Raw genomic sequence first — 19,150 nt, 5'->3', positions numbered from 1 at the left:
ACCTTAAGATGGGTAGTTTTGAAAGGTTTTTATGGTTCTTATGCTAAAAAGTTGTACCTAAAAAGTTAATAACTCGTATTTTATGAATAAAGCTTCTTTAACTTGGCAAAAGCATGGCGAGCCCTCGCTTTATATGCAGCACTACCTTCAGCATAATTCTTTTCTAAAATCATTTTTAATTCTGGGTGAATCCAATCGTATTTGTGTCCTAGTTGGTACAGAGAAGTTATAGAATATGCTTTTGCTGCAACTTTATGGTCATCTATTAACCAATCAAAACAAGCCGAGGTAATTCGTTTCAATTGGTTTTCTGTCATAATATTTTTAAGCCCGATATCATTTTTTGAGAAATATACTTCGGTCAAAAATTCACAAATTTTGGCTATGGGGCGTATTGCAGATTCAAAATGTACTCGGTGTAAATTGGTTGTAAAATTTTCCAAATGAGGATATAAAAAGGAGAGATTTTCTTTGGCAGTAAATTCAAGTACCCAGCATGCTCTATTGGATATGGGGTCATCTATAGAAAAAGCTATTTCCATTAACGGAGCTACTAGTTGCGGATTTTGAGAAATTAAAGTAGCCATTTCCGAACGCTTTTCACGAGAATGATTAACATAGTCCAATGATTTATAAAGCTCTTCCTTGGTCATAAAATAACGGCTTGTTAGTTTTCTTGAATGGTTGCAATTAGTTCAGTCACCAGTTTAGGTATGCCTTGTACGGCGGTTTTTGCTATTACGGTAAGGTTGTCATAATTGTTTCTGGACACGTTGGGTTTAGGGTCTACAAAATAAATGGGAATTCTGCTTTGTGCATAATCAATAAGACTGGCCGCGGGATATACTTGCATTGATGTACCTATAATAATAACAATATCGGCATTTTGGGTAGCGATGGCTGCTTCCTCTAAAAGTGGAACCGCTTCGCCAAACCAAACAATGTGCGGCCGCAATTGATGGCCTTCATCACAGCAATCACCTAAATTAAGGTCATTGGACCATGGTAAGACTACGTTTTCATTTTTGGTACTCCGTACTTTTAAAAGTTCGCCATGAATGTGTATTACATTAGAACTTCCTGCTCTTTCGTGAAGGTCATCTACGTTTTGGGTAACAATAGTGACTTTAAAAAAATCTTCGAGCTCTACCAATACTCTATGGGCTATATTAGGAGATACTTCATGTAATTGTTTTCTTCTTTGATTATAAAAATCAAGAACTAAGTTTGGGTTTCGTGCAAAGCCTTGTGGAGAAGCAACTTCCATAACATCATGACCTTCCCATAATCCACCAGCATCTCTGAACGTATTAATACCGCTTTCGGCACTCATTCCGGCTCCCGTTAAAATGGTAATTCGCTTCTTCATCGTTATAAAAATAGAGTTTTTATTATATTCGGTATATGATAGATGAGCAACTTCTTGAATATCTTGAAGATTTTATATCCGAAGAAAGAAAACAACGTTTTTTAGAAATACTTGAACAGCGAACAAAGTTGGTGACGGTAGCCATTGAAGATTTATACCAAATGCATAATACAAGTGCTGTTATTCGTAGTTGCGAAGTATTCGGTATTCAAGATGCGCATGTTATTGAATCTCGTTATGGTAAAAAGTTAGATGATCAAATTGCTATGGGTGCCCAAAAATGGGTAGATGTGCACAGGCATCAAAGCACCACAGATTGTATTGGCAAGTTAAAGGAAAAGGGATATAAAATTATTGCTACTACACCACACAACGATTCTACTTTTTTAGAGGATTTTAAAATTGAAGGAAAGACTGCTTTACTGTTCGGAACAGAACGCACGGGACTAAGTCAAGAAGCTATGGACTTGAGTGATGGATTTTTAAAAATTCCTATGCAGGGTTTTACAGAAAGTCTGAATATTTCAGTTTCTGCAGCCATTGTACTGCAACAACTTTCGGATAAAATTAGAAAGACCGATTTAGAATGGAGGTTGACCGATGAAGAAAAATTGGAAAAAAGATTGGACTGGACCAAAAAGTCGGTTAGGAGCATAGACGATGTATTGATGCGTTATGAAGAGCAAATAAAAAAGTAGAGTTAGCCTATTGGTTAATTCAATTCTAAAATTTGTCTGGTTTAAATAGGATTATATTCTTTGTTTTTTTTAGTATATTTCGTTAATAACCAACCGATTAATAAGATATGTATACATTACTTTATATTATCGTAAGTGTTGTAGTGTTAATTTTAATATTATCACTGATAGCGCCAAAAACCTATAATGTTTTTCGAACAGTAGAAGTTGCCAAACCAAGAAACGAGGTTTTTCAATATTTAAAATCTTTGAAAAAGATGGATGAGTGGTCACCTTGGGCAAAAAAGGACCCGAAAATGAATAAAAAGTTCACAGGAACTGATGGAGAGGTGGGTTGCACTAGTTATTGGAACGGTAATAAAGAGGTTGGGGAAGGAGAGCAGGAAATCAAGAGAATTATTGAAGGAGAACGAATAGAATCTGAATTACGGTTTTTAAAACCCTTTAAATCAACTTCTGACTGTTATTTACAAGTTGATGATATTGAAGAAGGGAACTCTAAAGTAACCTGGGGTTTTTCTGGAAACCATAAATTCCCGATGAATATTATGATGCTTTTTATGAGTATGGACAAGGCTGTTGGGAAAGACTTTGAAGCTGGTTTAGCGAGTTTAAAAGAGAACTTAGAGGATTAAAATTAAGAAAGCCCTTCAGGTTAAAAGGCTTTCTTAGTTATTCTTTTAATTCTAATAGAGCAATATTAAAATCGTTCTCAAGAAGTACTTTGCCATTTTCTACGGTTACTTCTGTTTCTGAATAGGTGTCATAAAGTTTAGTACCATCACCAAAAAATCCTTTCACCCAAAGTGATTTTTTTCCTTTTGGCAAGTCTAGGCCAACCACTACTTTATCTTTGTAATCGCCTTCAACATAGGTTCTGCTAAAAACATAAGGGCTTTTGCCAAGTCTTTTATGTCTTCCGGTGCCAATGGCTAGATGATTTCTTCTAAAGGTTCCTAATTTTTTCCAATGGTGTAGGATTTCTTTTGTTCTTGGTAGGCTATCCAGTTCATCCCAATTCATGAAAGAACGTAATGTGGCATCACCTTGTACAGGGTTATCCGCTGTTCCTTCAATGGTCAAATCACGGGCAGTTTCGTCGCCATAATAGATTTGGGAAGCACCCGGAGTAAGCAATAAAACGTTTGCTGCTCTAAAAGGGTCTTTTCTGTCCGCATCATAAGGATGTGAGTCATCATGTGAGGTTAAATAATTTACAACACTTTTACCGGAAAGTTCGGAATGTAAGAATTTATTATATTTTCTAAAAATAGATTCGTAGTCTTTCTTTGCGTCTTCCTTTAATTCAAAATTGATTAAGCTTTTAAATCCGTGAGCAAAATAATCTACTTTCTTGTCACTAAACTCAAATTCTCTTCCGCTTGAAATACCATAGTTGTAAACTTCACCAACCATATAGAAAGGCTGTTGGTCAAGTACTTTTTCTGGATGCATTTTTTTCCAGTTTTCAAAAGCGTATGAAGCTTCTTTATAAAGTTCAGACCATGCATTTTCGTTCACATGCTTTACTGTATCAACCCTAAAACCATCAACACCTAAATTATTAACGTAGTCTGTGAGCCATTTTATTATATAATAGCGAGGAGCTCTTGGGTAGCCTGTACGTTCAAAAAAGAGTTGTAATTCGTCTAATTCTTGACTAAGGCGACCCTCTTCTTTCCATTTGGCTAAAAGTGCATCAGGAAGCTCAACGGCTTCATTAGATTCTGTTCGTATATCGGGTAGATTTTCCACTAACGTGCACTCAGTAGTAGTTTCATATGTGGCAAAATCACATGTAGGTTGGGTTCTAATCCATTCCTCAGGCCAAGCCTCGTCAATGTCGGTAACAGGTCCGGTATGATTAAGTACTACATCCATTAAAACGCGAATTCCATTTTTATGGGCAGTTTTGACCATAGTTTCTAAATCTTTTCGAGTACCAAAATTAGGGTCTAGAGCTGTCCAGTCGTTTGCCCAATAGCCATGATAACCATATGTGTTTCCGGTACCTTCATCTGTGCTACCATGAATTTGTTCAATGACTGGAGTAAACCAAATGGCGTTGATTCCAAGGTCTGAAAAATAACCTTCTTCAATTTTATGGGTAATACCTTGAATATCGCCTCCCCTGAAATCTCTTAAAGGGCCTGTAGATGCTGTTCTGTCAAAATTAACGTCATTTTCTGTATTGCCATTGTTAAACCTGTCGGTTAACAAAAAGTAGATGTTAGCCGCTTCCCATGTAAAAGGATAGTCTTTTTTGGGATCAATGACTTTCGAAATAGTATCGGTCTTTACTGATACTTCTTCTATTATATCTTTTCGCTTTTCTTTGCAGGCGATAAGAAGGGAGAAAATAACAACCGCAGAGAGCAGTCTTTTCATAAGTAGTCTATTTTCCTCTAAAGCTATAAAATGCTATGGAAAATAGAAAATTTATTTTTTACGATTTAATACTTTAAAATCTTCGTAGCAACTGCTTATGGCGTCTAGTATTTGTAAGTCATTGGCAGTTTTTATAAACGATTTTGAGTAATTGCAATTGTTCAAAATGTCTTGAATGTCTAGTTTTTCTATTTGGAGTAGTTCCGTTAAGACTTCGCGGTCAAATTTTGATGCTAAAAGGTCCCGTATCTGGTCATCTTCTTTTATTTTACGGAGTTTCTTCATCTGGTTGGGCTGTTTGCCAAAAAGATTACGCAACAAATCTGCAGGATTTAAGATAGCGCCCAAAACTTTTGTAACAGCACTTGGATTCTTGCTGCCACCTTCATAACCTACAGAAAGACCTGATATACTGTATTGATACGCATTGTTTATTGGAGCATTCTTAACGTCTATCTCAAGATAACCAGTAAGCTGATAAGGCTTAACAATTACCTCTTCTAATGCATAGGCAAGTTCCGTTAGGGCAATTTTTGTGTCCTTGAATTTGAACATATCATTTGTGACCCTTATTTTTTGAGACTTGAAACCTAAAAAAGAAAAGTAAAGGATGTCATCTACAGATGCTAAAATTGAAAATTCACCATCTTCTTTTGTAATTGTTCCTTTAACCTTGTTCAGATTTATAACGTGAACATCACCCATAAGGGCATCGGTCTGAGCGTTTACAACTGTGGCGTTTATTACTTTTTCCTCTAAAATTTCTTCTTCTTGAGCAAACGAGAATGTAGAGATAAATAGGAGAATTAAGACTAAGATTGGTTTCATTACTTTAAGCATACGGGTTTAAAAGTACTAAACAAAACAAAAAAATACGCCGAAGCGTATTTTTTAATATACAATTAACTATAAATGTAAGTTGCAAGGGTCTAAAAGAAGTCTGTTCTGCTTTTTGAGCTTCTTCTCTTTCCTGAATGGCTAGATTTTCCTTTTGAAGAGTTTCTGTTGTTATCTCTACTTCTTGAACGACCACCACGATCGTTGTCGCGATCTCTTCTGCCGCGACCTCCGCCGCCACTTCTACTACGACCGCCACCGCTTCCGCCTGGATTTTTAGAAACTTCAACGTTTATAAACCTTCCTTCTAATTTGAAATCTGTGAAAAACGAAAGAATTTTATCTGTGTGTTCTGCTTCGGTATTAAAGAAAGAAAAAGAATCTTTAGTGTCAACCTTGTAAACATCTTCTTTTCCTAGACTTAATGTATCACGTAAGAAATCTTTTAACGACATCCAATCGTAACCATCTTTCTCTCCAACATTAATGAAATAGCGAACAGATCCATTAGAAGGCGCGTTTGAATTTCTTTCGCCTCTATTTCTATCTCTGTCGCGACCACGGTCGTCAGAGGTATTCATGTCTTTTGTTTTGTTATAGTAATTAGAGAATCGTGTAAATTCTACAGATACTATTTTTTTGATAAGTTCCTCACGATCTAAACCTTCTAAAACATCGTTAATAGCAGGAAGATAGTTTTCTACATCTGCATTAATTTCTGTTTCCTTGATTTTGTTTGCCAAGTGATATAACTGAATTTCACAAATTTCTATTCCAGTTGGAATTTTCTTTGACAAGAAATCTTGCTGAATTTTTTTCTCAATGGCATGAATCTTACGCATTTCACTTCTGGTTACAATAACCATTGAAATACCAGATTTACCCGCTCTACCGGTACGACCACTTCTATGCGTATAGGTTTCTATTTCATCAGGTAGTTGATAGTTGATAACGTGTGTAACATCATCTACGTCAATACCACGAGCAGCTACATCTGTAGCGACCAGCATCTGAATTTGTTTCTTGCGAAACGAGTTCATAACTAAATCACGTTGGTTTTGGCTTAAATCGCCGTGTAATGCTCCTGCATTGTACCCATCTTCAATTAACTTTTCAGCTACACGTTGGGTATCTCTTTTTGTTCTACAGAAAACTACAGAAAAAATATCCGGGTTGGCATCTGCAAGTCTCTTAAGGGCAGGATATCTGTCTCTTCCGCCAACTACGTAATATTCGTGTTGTACAGTTGAAGTTCCTGCATTTTTATTTCCTACTGTAATTTCAGTAGGGCTGTGCATGAACTTTTTGGCTATAGTAGCTACTTCTCTTGGCATAGTAGCAGAAAATAACCAGGTAGATTTGTCTTTAGGGGTATTAGAAAGGATATCTTTTATATCTTCAAAAAAGCCCATGTTGAGCATTTCGTCCGCTTCATCAAGAATACAGTAATCTATTTTGGTAATATCAACTAGACCACGGCTAATCATATCTTTCATTCGTCCAGGAGTTGCTACAACTATCTGTGCGCCACGTTTGATTTGTCTTGCTTGGTCTGTAATGCTTGCTCCACCGTAAATGGCAACAGTGTTGAGGCCTTTTACATATTTTGAGTAAGCTTGCATTTCTTTAGTAATCTGCAAACATAGTTCACGAGTAGGAGACAGTATCAAACCTTGAGTGGTTCTACTGTTACTATCTACTTTCTGGATTAATGGAAAACCAAAAGCAGCAGTTTTACCGGTTCCTGTTTGCGCTAGTGCAACAAGATCGGTTTCACTTTCCAATAAGATTGGGATTGCTTTTTCTTGTACTTCAGATGGGCTTTCAAATCCCATGTCGTTGACAGCGTCCAATATGGACTTGTCTAGCCCTAAGGCTTCAAATTTTGTCATAAAAAGGTATACTTAAATCGCTAATAGGTGCGTTGCATAGAGCGATTATCGTATATAACCTTAGTACTCAGAGCAACACCTGCCATACCGGCGGCGTTAAAATTAAGCTGCAAAGGTACGTTTAATTATTGAGATAGCGATTATTGTAGAAAATCTATCAATTTTTTCATGGCACGCCCTCTATGACCTATACTGTTTTTAGTCTTTAATGGAAGCTCAGCAAAAGTTTTCTCGTAACCATTGGGCTTAAAAATAGGGTCGTAACCAAAACCATGGTTGCCTGTTTTTTCTTTTGTTATTTCGCCTTGAACGATTCCGTCAAATGTATGTTTTTCTTGATTTATATTTAAGGCAATTACGGTCTTAAAGTGGGCAGCGCGACTATTTTGGCCTTTTAGGTTGTTTAGAAGTTTGTTCATATTGTCATCTGAGTTTTTTGACTCGCCTGCGTATCTGGCTGAATATACGCCTGGTTCACCATTAAGAGCCTCAACTATAAGACCCGTATCATCTGCAAAACAAGGTAGATTATAATTTTTAGTTACGTAGTCGGCTTTGATGTGAGCATTTTCTTCTAAAGTGGCACCGGTTTCAGGTATTTCGTCAAAGCAGCCAATATCTGTAAGTGAAACCAATTCTATATGTGCAGGAACTAGCTTCTTAACTTCGTCAAATTTGTTTTTGTTGTGTGTTGCGAAAACAAGTTTCATGTAAATTGATTTAAGATTGTTTTTAGACTAACTACTTGTAACAGTTCAAAAATAGTAATTTTGAAAAGCTAAAAACATTCTATTATGGAGTTAAGAATACCTCCCGCTGTTGTTTTTTTAATTTGTGTGGGTTTGATGTATCTGCTTGCTACGTTTTTACCTGTGGGTTATTTCGATTTTTTTGGAAGACATTATTTGGTTTACGGGTTATTGGCTTTTGCGAGTATTGTTGCGATTATTGCTCTTTTTCAATTCTTTAGTTCGCGGACTACTATAAATCCAACAAACCCTTCTGGGGCAAGTAAATTGGTTGAGAGCGGAATCTTTGCATATTCTAGAAACCCTATGTATTTAGCTTTGCTTGTTTTGTTGCTGGCTTGGGGGATATGGTTAGGGAATGCTTTTAATACCTTATTAGCAGCTGGTTTTGTGGGGTATATGAATAGGTTTCAAATTATTCCTGAAGAAATGGCCCTTGTAAAACTTTTTGGCAAGAGTTATAGACAATATTGTTTGAATGTGCGAAGGTGGTTTTAAATTATAAGCAATAAAGCTTATAATGTAATATATTAGCGTTTTAGCTTATATTTTTATATATTAGCGTTTTAGCTTATATAATATGGTAGCAATAATCACGGGAGATATTATTAATTCTGAGAACCACAACTCATCCGAATGGTTAGGTATTCTTAAAGATTACTTATCTAAATTAGGTAATTCACCAATAGACTGGGAGGTTTACAGAGGAGATGAGTTTCAGTTAAAAATTGCAAAGGAAGATGCTTTGCAAGCGGCAATACATATTAAGGCTTTAGTAAAAACTGTAAAGGGTTTAGATGTTCGTATGGGCATTGGCTTAGGTAGTGAGACTTTTAAAGGTGTTGGTGTGAGTGAGTCTAACGGGCCTGCGTATCATAGGTCTGGTAGAACTTTTGAGTCTCTTAAAGACGATAAGCTTAATTTAACTATTGCTACGGGCAATGGTTTTTTTGATGATACTCTAAACCTTATGCTAAAACTAGCACTTCATTTTATGGATGACTGGAGTACCGTATCTGCAGAAATAATTGTTTTGGCACTAGATAGCCCTAATGCTTCACAACGTGAAATCGCTAAAAAGCTAGATATTCAACAGTCAGCGGTAAGTCAACGTCAGAAAAGGGCTCGTCTAGATTTGGTTCTAGAATTACTTGAGTATTATTCAAAAACTTTAAAAGAATTAAGTTAGATGGTTCTGTTTACTAAACTTTTATTGGCACATTTAATAGGTGATTTTTTATTGCAACCTAGTCGTTGGGTTGTTCATAAGGAAGCGAACAAGGGGATATCCAAATACCTGTATGCGCACGTTTTACTTCACTTTGCACTAATAATGCTATTTGTATGGGATTTGCAATATTGGAAAATAGCTTTAATTATAATGGTTTCGCATTATATTATAGATTTAGCTAAGTTATATGTAACACCAATGTTCAGACTTAAAAGCATTCCCTTTTTTATTGATCAGGTACTTCATATTATAGTGTTGTATTGTTGCGTGTATTATGACAATCTAATGGAGCATACTATTTCTCTTTTTCAGAATCTAGATTGGCCGTTGGTTACTGCAATTGTATTTGTGAGTTCTCCTGCAGCAATTATTATGGGAAAATTGTTGGAAGCTATGTCCGATAAAATAGAATTAGACCATAAATCGTTGCCTAATGCTGGTAAATACATAGGAATAATTGAAAGATTGTTTGTCCTTATGTTTATTATTATGGGTAGGTGGGAGGCTATTGGTTTATTAATTGGAGCTAAATCTGTTTTTCGGTTTAATGATTTAAAAGAAAGTAACAACAGGAAGCTTACCGAATATATTTTAATAGGAACATTGTTGAGTTTTGGGCTTGCTGTAATTACAGGAATTATCTATGTCAATATATAAGATTACCATACGTACCGTTTTTGCAATGGTTATGTTTATTTATAGCACAGTTACTTGGGCACAAACTGAATTTTTTAATTCTTTTGACGATACCAAAATTGCGTATTCGGATGAAGGTGAGGGAGATGTAGTGTTGCTCATTCATGGTTTTATCAATACAAAGGAGTCTTGGGATAATGCAAGTATAAAGGAAGATTTGTTAGCTGAAGGTTTTAGGGTTGTAGCACTAGATTTAAGGGGTAATGGAGAATCAGATAAGCCTCAAACTGAAGATGCTTATAGCTTTGATGCAGAGGTAATGGATATCCTATTTCTCATGCAACATTTGCGATTAAAGAAATACATGGCGGTAGGGTATTCTCGTGGTAGTATCATTCTTGCTAAGTTGTTACTAAAAGATAGGCGTGTTAAAAAGGCAGTGTTGGGTGGAATGGGGGTTGATTTTACTAATTATAGGTGGCCGAGAAAAATTAAATTCATGAATGCCTTTAATGGAAGGGTGACAGAAGAAACGAAAGGAGCGGTAGACTATGCCAAATCTGTGAATGCAGATTTTAGAAGCCTCTATCTGCAGCAGCGTTTTCAGCCGTTTACAAAAAAGAGTCATTTAGCATATGTAGAGGCTAAAGTTTTGGTCATTGCGGGTAATGAAGATCTAGATAACGGTAGTCCTGAAAAGTTGCATCAGGCTATACCTGAAAGTGAGTTTGTTCTTGTTGATGGCGATCATAATGAAACATATAAAACCGATGCTTTTTCAAAAGCCGTAGTTTCTTTTTTAGATTAGAAAAGTCTTATTTCTGGTAATTGTTATCATGATTTTTGGTCTCCTCAAAAATTAAATTCCCTATCAAAAAGCATCAGATTAGTTATAAGGATAACTTTTAGCAATATTAGTCCGGTTTGGACAGAAATAATCTTTAAATTTGTTCCTTAATTTGTTAGCAAAGACATGGTAGAAACAGGTAGAAAATACGTATTCGATTTTGATAGCACCTTAACAAGGGTTGAAGCTTTAGATGTTCTGGCTGAAAGAACCTTGCAGGGCAATTCTAACCGAGACGAAATCATTAGTCAAATACAAGAGATTACAAATCTGGGTATTGATGGAGATATATCCTTTACAGAATCACTTGAAAGACGTATAAAATTATTGCATGCTCATAAAGATGATTTAGGGCCGTTGGTAGAAGAGTTGCGTCACAAAATATCTAAGTCTATTGCTTCCAATAAAGAATTCTTTGAGAAATTCTCAGATGATATTTATGTTATTTCCTGCGGATTTAAGGAATTTATAGACCCTATTGTAAAAGAGTATAATATTCCTTCAGATAGAGTATATGCTAATACTTTTGAATTTGATGCAGAAGGGAATATTGTAGGTTTTGATTCTGAAAACGTACTTTCTCAGCATAATGGTAAAATTGAGTGCCTTAAGAATATGAAGCTTGAGGGCGAAGTTCAGGTTATTGGTGATGGTTATAGTGATTATGTAATGCGAGAGGCAGGTATTGCTGATAAGTTTTTCGCATACACCGAGAATGTACACCGTGAGAAGGCTGCTAAAAACGCAGATTACATCACTCCGAATATGGATGAGTTTCTTTTTGTGAACGATTTACCACGTAATATATCTTATCCAAAGAATAGAATAAAAATATTGCTTTTAGAGAATGTTCACCCAGATGCGTTCAAGAATTTATCTGACGATGGATTTTCTGTAGAGTTGGTAAAGCATAGTATTGGAGAGGAAGAACTAATCGAGAAAATAAAAGGTGTTCACGTTTTAGGTATACGTTCTAAAACTCAGGTAACTCAAAAAGTATTGGATGCTGCAGATAAGCTTTTAGTAGTTGGCGCATTTTGTATTGGTACCACGCAAATAGATTTGCTTCATGCAAAGAAAAATGGAGTTGTGGTTTTTAATGCTCCATACAGTAATACACGTTCGGTAGTTGAATTGGCTATTGGGCAAATAATTATGCTAATGCGTAGTGTGTTCTCTAGAAGTAGTGAAATTCACAGTGGGCAATGGCAAAAAACAGCAGAAGGTTCAAGAGAAGTTCGTGGTAAGAATCTTGGTATAGTTGGTTACGGAAATATTGGTAAGCAGCTTTCTATCTTAGCAGAAGCTTTGGGTATGCGTGTGTATTATTATGATGTTGACGATAAACTGTCAATGGGTAATGCAAAAAAATGCAATACGCTAGAAGATTTATTGAACGTTTCAGATGTAGTAACATTACATATAGATGATAATAAAGCCAATAAGAACTTCATTGGTAAGCGAGAAATTAGCCAAATGAGAAATGGGGCTATGCTTATTAACCTTTCAAGAGGTTTTGTTGTTGATATTGAAGCTTTGGCGGAAGGTTTAAAATCTGGTAAAGTTGCTGGTGCAGCTATAGATGTGTATCCAGAAGAGCCACGTAGTAATGGTGAGTTTTATACGCCATTACAAGGATTGAAAAATGTTATTTTAACTCCGCATGTTGGTGGTAGTACAGAAGAAGCACAGCGTGACATTGCAGATTTTGTTCCGAATAAAATTATGGATTACATTAACTCTGGTAATACGGTAGATGCTGTAAACTTCCCTAATATTCGTTTGCCAAAACAGCAGAATGCACACCGTTTCTTGCATATACACAAGAATGTGCCAGGCATTATGGCTAAGATTAATGAAGTATGTGCTAAATATGGCTTGAACATTTCTGGGCAATTTTTGTCTACTGATAGTGAGGTAGGGTATGTAATTACTGATTTAGATAAAGAGTATAACAAAGATGTTATTAAAGCTCTTAGAAAGGTTGAGAATACTATTAAATTTAGAGTATTGTACTAGACTTTAAGAGAATTTAGATATAGGAACGGCTTTCTTTTAAGGAAGCCGTTTTTTTATTTAAAATTTAAATTTTACCAATCATTACGGGATAGTCACTTTTTAATCTTCATAAAAGTATTTACGTGTATTAAGATCGTAGTTTGCACAATCAGATAGGTACTCCCAAAAAATTAAACTTACCAAAATCCTATTATATTCGCTGTCATAAATAGTGCTTAATTCATCAACGTTATACTTTTGAATACTATCGTAAGAAAAACCAAAAGCTGTGAACCCACCTCCAAAATCTAAATAAGCCATAATTAAATCCATTACTGCTGAAGGAGTCTTGTCATTCAATAATTGTTTTCCAAAAGAATATTTGAAACTACCTTCAATAAAAGTATTTCTTGGAACATAACAAGTCATATTAGTTGGAATTCTTACCTCTAAGGTATCACATATTCTATTAAAAATATGTTTTTCCACAATATGGTCAAAATTTGAATTTTCTTCATAAATATAACTATGAATTGGAAAGAAATCATCATAAATACTTTCTAAAGAAGTATTGAGCGATTTAAATTTTTTAGTATCCACTTGTAGTCTAAAAAAGTCTTCAGGCTCCTCATTTTCTTTAGTTATGATTTTCATAAGGGCCTGTATATTTTCTGCCCGATTTCCCTCAAAATTTTCTTCAAGCGTAGTAAAAAAAAATTCACTTGCCTTAGAAAAAGTTAGGATTTGATTTTTTGAAATATTTTGAGGAGTATCACTAGTAGTATTTATTTGCGATTGTAGAGGGGGGATAATCGTGAACAATATTATGATTATAAGTAAATATCTAAAATGTTTCATTTAAATTTTTAGTAAAAGAGTTGAAAATATCATTTTGGCATAAAGCGTATTAACTATAGAGTATTTTGTATGAGGATAGTAATTCATTAAACATACAAAATTGGATTTGTTTAATATATATAATTATATCTTAACCATAAAAAAATCTTCTGAATTATCTGTGGTGGTAAGGCTCGTTTCGTAAAATAGTGAAGGCTCTATAAACCTGTTCTACTACAAACAAGCGAACCATTTGGTGCGAAAACGTCATTTTTGATAAACTGATTTTTCCTTGTGCTTTATTGTAAACATCTTGACTGAAACCATAGGGGCCGCCAATTACAAAAACAAGTTGTTTAAGGCCTGCGTTCATTTTCTTCTGTAAATAAGCAGAGAAATCTATAGAGGAAAATTGCTTTCCGTTTTCGTCTAGTAAAACAAGAACATCGGTATTGTTCAAATTTTTTAAAATCAGTTCGCCTTCCTTGTCTTTTTGTTGCGTTTCGGAAAGGTTTTTGGTGTTTTTAATGTCTGGTATAACCTCAAGTTCAAACTTAATGTAATGTTTTAATCGGCTCTCATATTCAGCAATAAGCTGTAATAGGGCTTTGCTATCCGTTTTTCCAATTGCGATAAGTTTTATGGTCATGGCGCAAATATAATTTGAAATAATAAATATTAATGGGTAATGTGTAAACCTACTTCTAAATAACACTTAGGTTAAGGTCAATAAACCCCTAACAATTTACTAATTTAGCTTTTAAGTAAAATCCCGTACATGATTTCCAAAGAACAGTTTCAAGAAGAAATAGATTATATCATAAAAAATGCCATTCGTGAAGACGTAGGAGATGGGGACCATAGTTCGCTATCTTGTATTCCTGCAACGGCCCAAGGTAAGGCTAAATTATTGGTGAAGGATAATGGAATTATTGCTGGCGTAGAATTCGCCAAACAAGTTTTTAAATATGTGGATTCCAATATGGAGGTAGAGACATTAATTGCGGATGGTTCTCCCGTAAAACATGGGGATATTGTTTTTTACGTTTCGGGAAGTTCACAAAGTATTTTAAAAGCGGAACGGTTGGTTTTAAATGCCATGCAGCGTATGAGTGCCATTGCTACAAAGACAAATTCTTTTGTTAAGTTGTTGGATGGTACGGGAACCAAAATTCTAGATACTAGAAAAACAACACCTGGTATTCGTGCTTTGGAGAAGTGGGCGGTTAAGATAGGAGGTGGTGAAAATCATAGATTTGCACTCTATGATATGATTATGCTAAAAGATAACCATATAGACTTTGCAGGAGGAATAGATAAGGCTATTCAGAAAACCAAAGACTATTTGAAAGAGACCGGTCGTGATTTGAAAATAATTGTAGAAGCACGGGATTTAGGTGAGATAAAGCAAATACTGGATGCAGGTGGGGTGTACCGCATTCTAATTGACAACTTCAATTATGAAGATACTCGTAAAGCGGTAAAGCTGATTGGCGACACCTGTTTAACCGAGTCTTCAGGAGGAATCAATGAAAACACCCTTCGTAAATATGCTGAGTGTGGTGTGGATTACATTTCTTCTGGAGCACTGACACATTCAGTTTATAATATGGATTTAAGCCTAAAAGCGGTGTAAATGTCGCAAGAGATAGAAGAGAAAATTGATAAAATTCCTATAATTAATTGGCTAGCGCGTCTTTTAAAAGGCATTAAGTTACCGGCTTTTGAGGGGTTATCTCTGTACGATTTAATGGAAATGTATATTCTTGGTATTTTTCGTGGAGCTATTTCTACTCGTGCCAGTTCTATTGCCTTCAGTTTGTTTTTAGCATTATTTCCCTTACTTATATTTCTTATTACATTGATTCCTTTTATTCTGCCATATGTAAGTGTTGGTAATGAAAATTTTGATTCTCAGTTTTTGGTGTTTTTAGAGTCTTTTTTGCCATCGGCTACCAGTGACTATTTTGGGGATATCTATCAGCAGATAAAAGACCAAAAGCGAGGAGGGCTTTTGTCTTCCGCTTTCTTATTTTCCATTTTTCTTATGGCTAATGGGGTCAATGCTATTTTTGGTGGGTTCGAAAATTCGTATCATGTAGAGCTGACTAGAAATTTTTTTCGTCAATATTTGTATGCCCTAATGGTTGGGCTTATTTTATCCATATTGTTAATAGTAGGGGCTGTGGCTTATGGTTATTTTGAATTTTATATTACGGATTACCTGAGCGTATGGGCCGCCAAAACAAGAGGCTATGATTTAACGGAAAATGACATTGTAGGCGCTCAAATGGGCAAAGTATTGTTCTTTGTTCTGTTGTCCTATTTTACGACCGCAATATTGTATTATTTTGGCACGACAGAAGGTAGACATGCTCGTTTTTTTTCGATTGGCGCGTTAATGACTACTTTATTATTTATGCTTACTTCATACCTTTTTGGGGTATATGTGGAAAAATTTGCCCGATATAATGAATTATACGGAGCTTTAGGAGGTTTGTTGATACTTATGGTATATATCTGGTTAAATTCTAATATATTGTTGCTGGGGTTTGAGCTAAATGCTTCTTTGAACTCTTTAAGAAAAACATATCATAAAAGATGAGCGTAACCAATATAGTAAGTTTAATTTTTCTTTATTTAACCCTTATTCCTGTGGGGCAGTCTCAAAGTGTTTTCGGAAAATGGAAAACTATTGATGACCGAACAGGTAAACCAAAAGCTATTATAGATATCTATGAGGAAGATGGTAAAATGCACGGTAAAGTGATTGAGATAGTAGAGGAGGGTAAAGAGAATTTCATTTGCAGTAAGTGTGATGGGGATATGAAGGATAAGCCTGTTTTGGGTATGACTATAATTGAGGATGCGGAACATCATGGAGATGGGGTCTATAAGGGTGATACACTGTTTGATCCTCAGCAGGCCATGACCTTTAGATGTAAAATTTGGCTAAACCCCGATAATCCTGATGAGCTTAAAGTAAGGGGTTATTTGGCCTTTATTTATCGTACCCAGACTTGGGTGCGTGTAGACGGATAGAATTCCAACCGAAGTATGCAGTATTTTATTGACGTAATATTACCGATTCCTTTAGAGAAACTTTTTACCTATGCTATCTCCCAAACGGAAGCTGAGTTTTTGCGTCCGGGTATGCGCGTAGGCGTTCCTTTTGGAAAGTCTAAAATTTATACGGGTTTGGTGCATCAAGTGCATACCAATGCCCCAGTGGTTTATGAGGCAAAGGAGATAGACCGTATCTTAGATGAAGATCCTATTATCAACTCTATTCAGTTAAAACATTGGCAGTGGATTGCAGATTATTATATGTGCACTATTGGCGAGGTGTTCAGAAGTGCGGTTCCTGGAGCTTTTTTGTTAGAGAGTGAAACTCTTATTCTTAGGAATGATAGTAGTAAAGTGGATGAGTCCATTTTAGAGGATGACGAGTTTTTGGTTTTTGAGGCTCTACAGCATCAGCCGTTGTTGAAAGTACAAGAAGTCAGTGCTATTATAGACCGAAAGAATATCCTACCTGTTTTAAATCGACTTATAGAAAAAGGTGTTATTCTCTTAAAGGAGGAGATGTACGACCAGTACAAACCTAAATTGGTTCGTTATGTGAAGCTGGGAGAAGAATATCTTGATGAAGAGAAATTGGAAGCTTTATTGAACGATTTATCTAGAGCGCCAAAGCAGAGCCAGGTTGTACTTTCTTTATTTCAATTACAGGCTACAAATAAAAAACCCATAAAAATATCGGAATTAGAGCAGGCGAGTGGAGGTTCAAAAGCGGTTATAAAATCGCTCATTGATAAAAATATTTTAGAAGAATATTTCATTAGAACGGATCGTGTAAATTATGAAGGCGAGGAAGATAACTATGCTCTAAAAGCTTTGAACGAATACCAGCAAAAAGCTTTTGAGGATATCTCAAAGAGTTTTCAGGAAGAAAGGGTAACATTGCTTCATGGGGTCACATCTTCCGGTAAGACGGAAGTATATGTACGTTTAATTGAGGAATGTATCCAAAAAGGGAAGCAGGCGTTGTATTTACTTCCTGAAATAGCCTTAACAACACAGCTTATTTCTCGTCTACAGGGGTATTTTGGCGAAAAGGTATCAGTATATCATTCAAAATATAGCGTTCAGGAGCGGGTGGAAGTTTGGAACAATGTTCTGGCCAAAAAGGATAAAGCGCAAATTGTAATAGGAGCTCGTTCGGCCTTGTTTTTACCATATTCGGATTTAGGCCTTATAGTGGTTGATGAAGAACATGAGAGTTCTTTCAAACAATTTGATCCAGCACCTAGGTATCATGCTCGGGACGCCGCAATAGTGTTGGCCAAACTACACAATAGCAATATTCTTTTAGGTTCTGCTACGCCAAGTATTGAAAGTTTTAATAATGCTAGAATAGGTAAATACGGGTATGCAACTATTACAAGGCGTTTTGGTAATGTTCTTATGCCGGATATAGAATTGGTAGATTTAAAAGAACAGAGCAGGAAGCGTAGAATGAAAGGTCATTTCTCCGAACGTTTATTTCTAGCTATTCAAGAAGCGCTGGAAGAAGGGGAGCAGGTTATTTTATTCCAAAATAGAAGAGGGTATGCCCCTATAGTTGAATGCACCACTTGTGGGCATTCACCACAATGCCCTAATTGTGATGTGAGTTTAACGTATCATCAGTATAAAAAACAATTGCGTTGTCATTACTGTGGTTATCATATGGCGCTGCCAGAAAGTTGTCAAGCCTGCGGAAGCCCAACGTTGGACACCAAAGGTTTTGGAACCGAACAGGTAGAAAAGGAATTGGAAACCTTGTTTCCGGATGCGAAGACCTGGCGGATGGATTTGGACACAACGCGTGGTAAACATGGTTATGAGAAAATAATTACGGCATTTGAACAGCAAGAAATGGATATTCTTGTAGGGACTCAGATGCTGACCAAAGGACTCGATTTTAGAAACGTGAGCTTGGTGGGTATAATGAATGCCGATTCTTTATTGAATTTTCCAGACTATAGGGCACATGAACGTTGCTTCCAGTTGTTAACGCAAGTGGCCGGGCGGGCAGGACGGACAAAAAAAAGAGGTAAAGTTTTAATTCAGAGTTATAATCCATATCACCAGATATTGCAACAAGTATCTACGCATGATTATGATACCATGTTTAAGGAACAATTGTATGAGCGGGAGCAATACAAGTACCCTCCCCGCAACCGGATTATAAAAATTACGTTTAAGCATAAAGAATACAATCGTTTAAATGAAGCAACGGAATGGTTTGCGAAAGCTTTGAGAACAACTTTAGGGGGTAATGTGCTAGGGCCTGAATATCCACCAGTGGCCAGGGTGCGAAACCAGTACCTAAAAAATATCTTGATTAAGATTCCGCATTCGCAATCTGTGGTAAAAACGAAACTCGCCATTAAGAAAATAGAGAAGTCTTTTAATTCCGTAGCTCAATACCGTAGTGTACGGGTAATATATAATGTAGATCATATATAAAGGTAAAGTAAGCTAGCTTAGGGCAAGCCCATGAGGCATTAAAAGGAATACACTTTTATTTCGAAGCAAGCCTAGGAGCATTTAATCTCGATTATCAAGCAAAAAAAATCCCGAACATTATATAATGTTCGGGATTTGTGTTTTAAAGTAGAAG

19 protein-coding genes are annotated in these 19,150 nt (G+C 35.9%); 11 read left to right on the top strand and 8 right to left on the bottom strand.

Features of this window, described 5'->3' with window-relative positions; all coding sequences use genetic code 11:
* Window positions 1-80: 80 nt before the first annotated feature.
* Complete coding sequence (locus tag IWC72_RS19005; protein ID WP_194530880.1) at window positions 81-653, bottom strand: adenylosuccinate lyase; 573 nt, start codon at window positions 651-653, stop codon at window positions 81-83.
* 14 nt (window positions 654-667) lie between these two features.
* Window positions 668-1,369 carry an SIR2 family NAD-dependent protein deacylase gene (locus IWC72_RS19000; protein ID WP_194530879.1) on the bottom strand — a complete coding sequence of 234 codons (702 nt, stop codon included), beginning with the start codon at window positions 1,367-1,369 and terminating at the stop codon, window positions 668-670.
* A 35-nt stretch (window positions 1,370-1,404) separates the two neighbouring features.
* Here IWC72_RS19000 and IWC72_RS18995 point away from each other — a divergent pair, with 35 nt between their 5' ends.
* Together IWC72_RS18995 and IWC72_RS18990 are read left to right on the top strand one after the other, a co-directional pair.
* Window positions 1,405-2,067: a TrmH family RNA methyltransferase gene (locus IWC72_RS18995; RefSeq protein WP_194530878.1), complete on the top strand. Its 663-nt coding sequence runs from the start codon at window positions 1,405-1,407 to the stop codon at window positions 2,065-2,067.
* Window positions 2,068-2,174: 107 nt separating this feature from the next.
* On the top strand, window positions 2,175-2,702 hold the full coding sequence (locus IWC72_RS18990) for an SRPBCC family protein (protein WP_194530877.1): 528 nt from the start codon (window positions 2,175-2,177) through the stop codon (window positions 2,700-2,702).
* A gap of 37 nt (window positions 2,703-2,739) precedes the next feature.
* On the opposite strand, the gene IWC72_RS18985 is transcribed toward IWC72_RS18990, so the two are convergent.
* The 4 genes from IWC72_RS18985 to IWC72_RS18970 form a co-directional block, all read right to left on the bottom strand.
* Complete coding sequence (locus IWC72_RS18985) at window positions 2,740-4,455, bottom strand: alpha-amylase family glycosyl hydrolase (RefSeq protein WP_194530876.1); 1,716 nt, start codon at window positions 4,453-4,455, stop codon at window positions 2,740-2,742.
* Between the two features lie 51 nt (window positions 4,456-4,506).
* On the bottom strand, window positions 4,507-5,283 hold the full coding sequence (locus IWC72_RS18980) for a carboxypeptidase-like regulatory domain-containing protein (protein ID WP_194527746.1): 777 nt from the start codon (window positions 5,281-5,283) through the stop codon (window positions 4,507-4,509).
* Between the two features lie 101 nt (window positions 5,284-5,384).
* Entirely contained in the window at window positions 5,385-7,184 is a 1,800-nt protein-coding gene (locus IWC72_RS18975) for a DEAD/DEAH box helicase (protein WP_194530875.1), read from the bottom strand.
* Between the two features lie 140 nt (window positions 7,185-7,324).
* Window positions 7,325-7,894 (bottom strand): non-canonical purine NTP diphosphatase, encoded by a 570-nt coding sequence (locus IWC72_RS18970; protein ID WP_194530874.1) that lies wholly within the window; start codon window positions 7,892-7,894, stop codon window positions 7,325-7,327.
* 84 nt (window positions 7,895-7,978) lie between these two features.
* On the opposite strand from IWC72_RS18970, the gene IWC72_RS18965 reads away from it, so the two are divergent.
* The 5 genes from IWC72_RS18965 (at window position 7,979) to serA (ending at window position 12,666) form a co-directional block, all read left to right on the top strand.
* Window positions 7,979-8,431, top strand: a complete 453-nt coding sequence (locus IWC72_RS18965) for a methyltransferase family protein (RefSeq protein WP_194527743.1) — start codon at window positions 7,979-7,981, stop codon at window positions 8,429-8,431.
* A gap of 82 nt (window positions 8,432-8,513) precedes the next feature.
* Complete coding sequence (locus tag IWC72_RS18960) at window positions 8,514-9,122, top strand: SatD family protein (protein ID WP_194530873.1); 609 nt, start codon at window positions 8,514-8,516, stop codon at window positions 9,120-9,122.
* Entirely contained in the window at window positions 9,123-9,821 is a 699-nt protein-coding gene (locus tag IWC72_RS18955; RefSeq protein ID WP_194530872.1) for a DUF3307 domain-containing protein, read from the top strand.
* Entirely contained in the window at window positions 9,808-10,608 is an 801-nt protein-coding gene (locus tag IWC72_RS18950) for an alpha/beta fold hydrolase (protein WP_226979636.1), read from the top strand. Before IWC72_RS18955 ends, IWC72_RS18950 begins: the two co-directional genes overlap by 14 nt.
* Before the next feature lie 165 nt (window positions 10,609-10,773).
* Window positions 10,774-12,666 (top strand): phosphoglycerate dehydrogenase, encoded by a 1,893-nt coding sequence (gene serA, locus IWC72_RS18945; protein WP_194530871.1) that lies wholly within the window; start codon window positions 10,774-10,776, stop codon window positions 12,664-12,666.
* A gap of 99 nt (window positions 12,667-12,765) precedes the next feature.
* Here the strand turns inward: serA and IWC72_RS18940 are convergent, their stop codons facing one another.
* Together IWC72_RS18940 and rlmH are read right to left on the bottom strand one after the other, a co-directional pair.
* Window positions 12,766-13,503, bottom strand: a complete 738-nt coding sequence (locus tag IWC72_RS18940) for a hypothetical protein (protein WP_194530870.1) — start codon at window positions 13,501-13,503, stop codon at window positions 12,766-12,768.
* Between the two features lie 154 nt (window positions 13,504-13,657).
* Window positions 13,658-14,131, bottom strand: coding sequence for a 23S rRNA (pseudouridine(1915)-N(3))-methyltransferase RlmH (rlmH, locus tag IWC72_RS18935; protein ID WP_194530869.1), 474 nt, complete (start codon window positions 14,129-14,131; stop codon window positions 13,658-13,660).
* A 129-nt stretch (window positions 14,132-14,260) separates the two neighbouring features.
* On the opposite strand from rlmH, the gene nadC reads away from it, so the two are divergent.
* Genes nadC through priA form a run of 4 tightly spaced genes read left to right on the top strand, consistent with a single transcriptional unit; the run spans window position 14,261 to window position 18,996 of the window.
* On the top strand, window positions 14,261-15,118 hold the full coding sequence (nadC, locus tag IWC72_RS18930; RefSeq protein ID WP_194527737.1) for a carboxylating nicotinate-nucleotide diphosphorylase: 858 nt from the start codon (window positions 14,261-14,263) through the stop codon (window positions 15,116-15,118).
* Window positions 15,119-16,087, top strand: a complete 969-nt coding sequence (locus IWC72_RS18925; RefSeq protein WP_194530868.1) for a YihY/virulence factor BrkB family protein — start codon at window positions 15,119-15,121, stop codon at window positions 16,085-16,087.
* A complete protein-coding gene (locus IWC72_RS18920; protein WP_194530867.1) occupies window positions 16,084-16,524 on the top strand; it encodes a DUF2147 domain-containing protein in 441 nt (146 codons plus the stop codon). Before IWC72_RS18925 ends, IWC72_RS18920 begins: the two co-directional genes overlap by 4 nt.
* A 15-nt stretch (window positions 16,525-16,539) precedes the next feature.
* Window positions 16,540-18,996, top strand: a complete 2,457-nt coding sequence (gene priA / locus IWC72_RS18915) for a replication restart helicase PriA (protein ID WP_194530866.1) — start codon at window positions 16,540-16,542, stop codon at window positions 18,994-18,996.
* Window positions 18,997-19,150: the final 154 nt, after the last annotated feature.

This window comes from Zobellia roscoffensis, from assembly GCF_015330165.1.
In the GTDB taxonomy this organism is placed as follows: Bacteria; Bacteroidota; Bacteroidia; order Flavobacteriales; family Flavobacteriaceae; genus Zobellia; species Zobellia roscoffensis.
The sequence above is the reverse complement of the archived record's forward strand: the minus strand, read 5'-3'. Positions and strand labels throughout refer to the sequence as shown.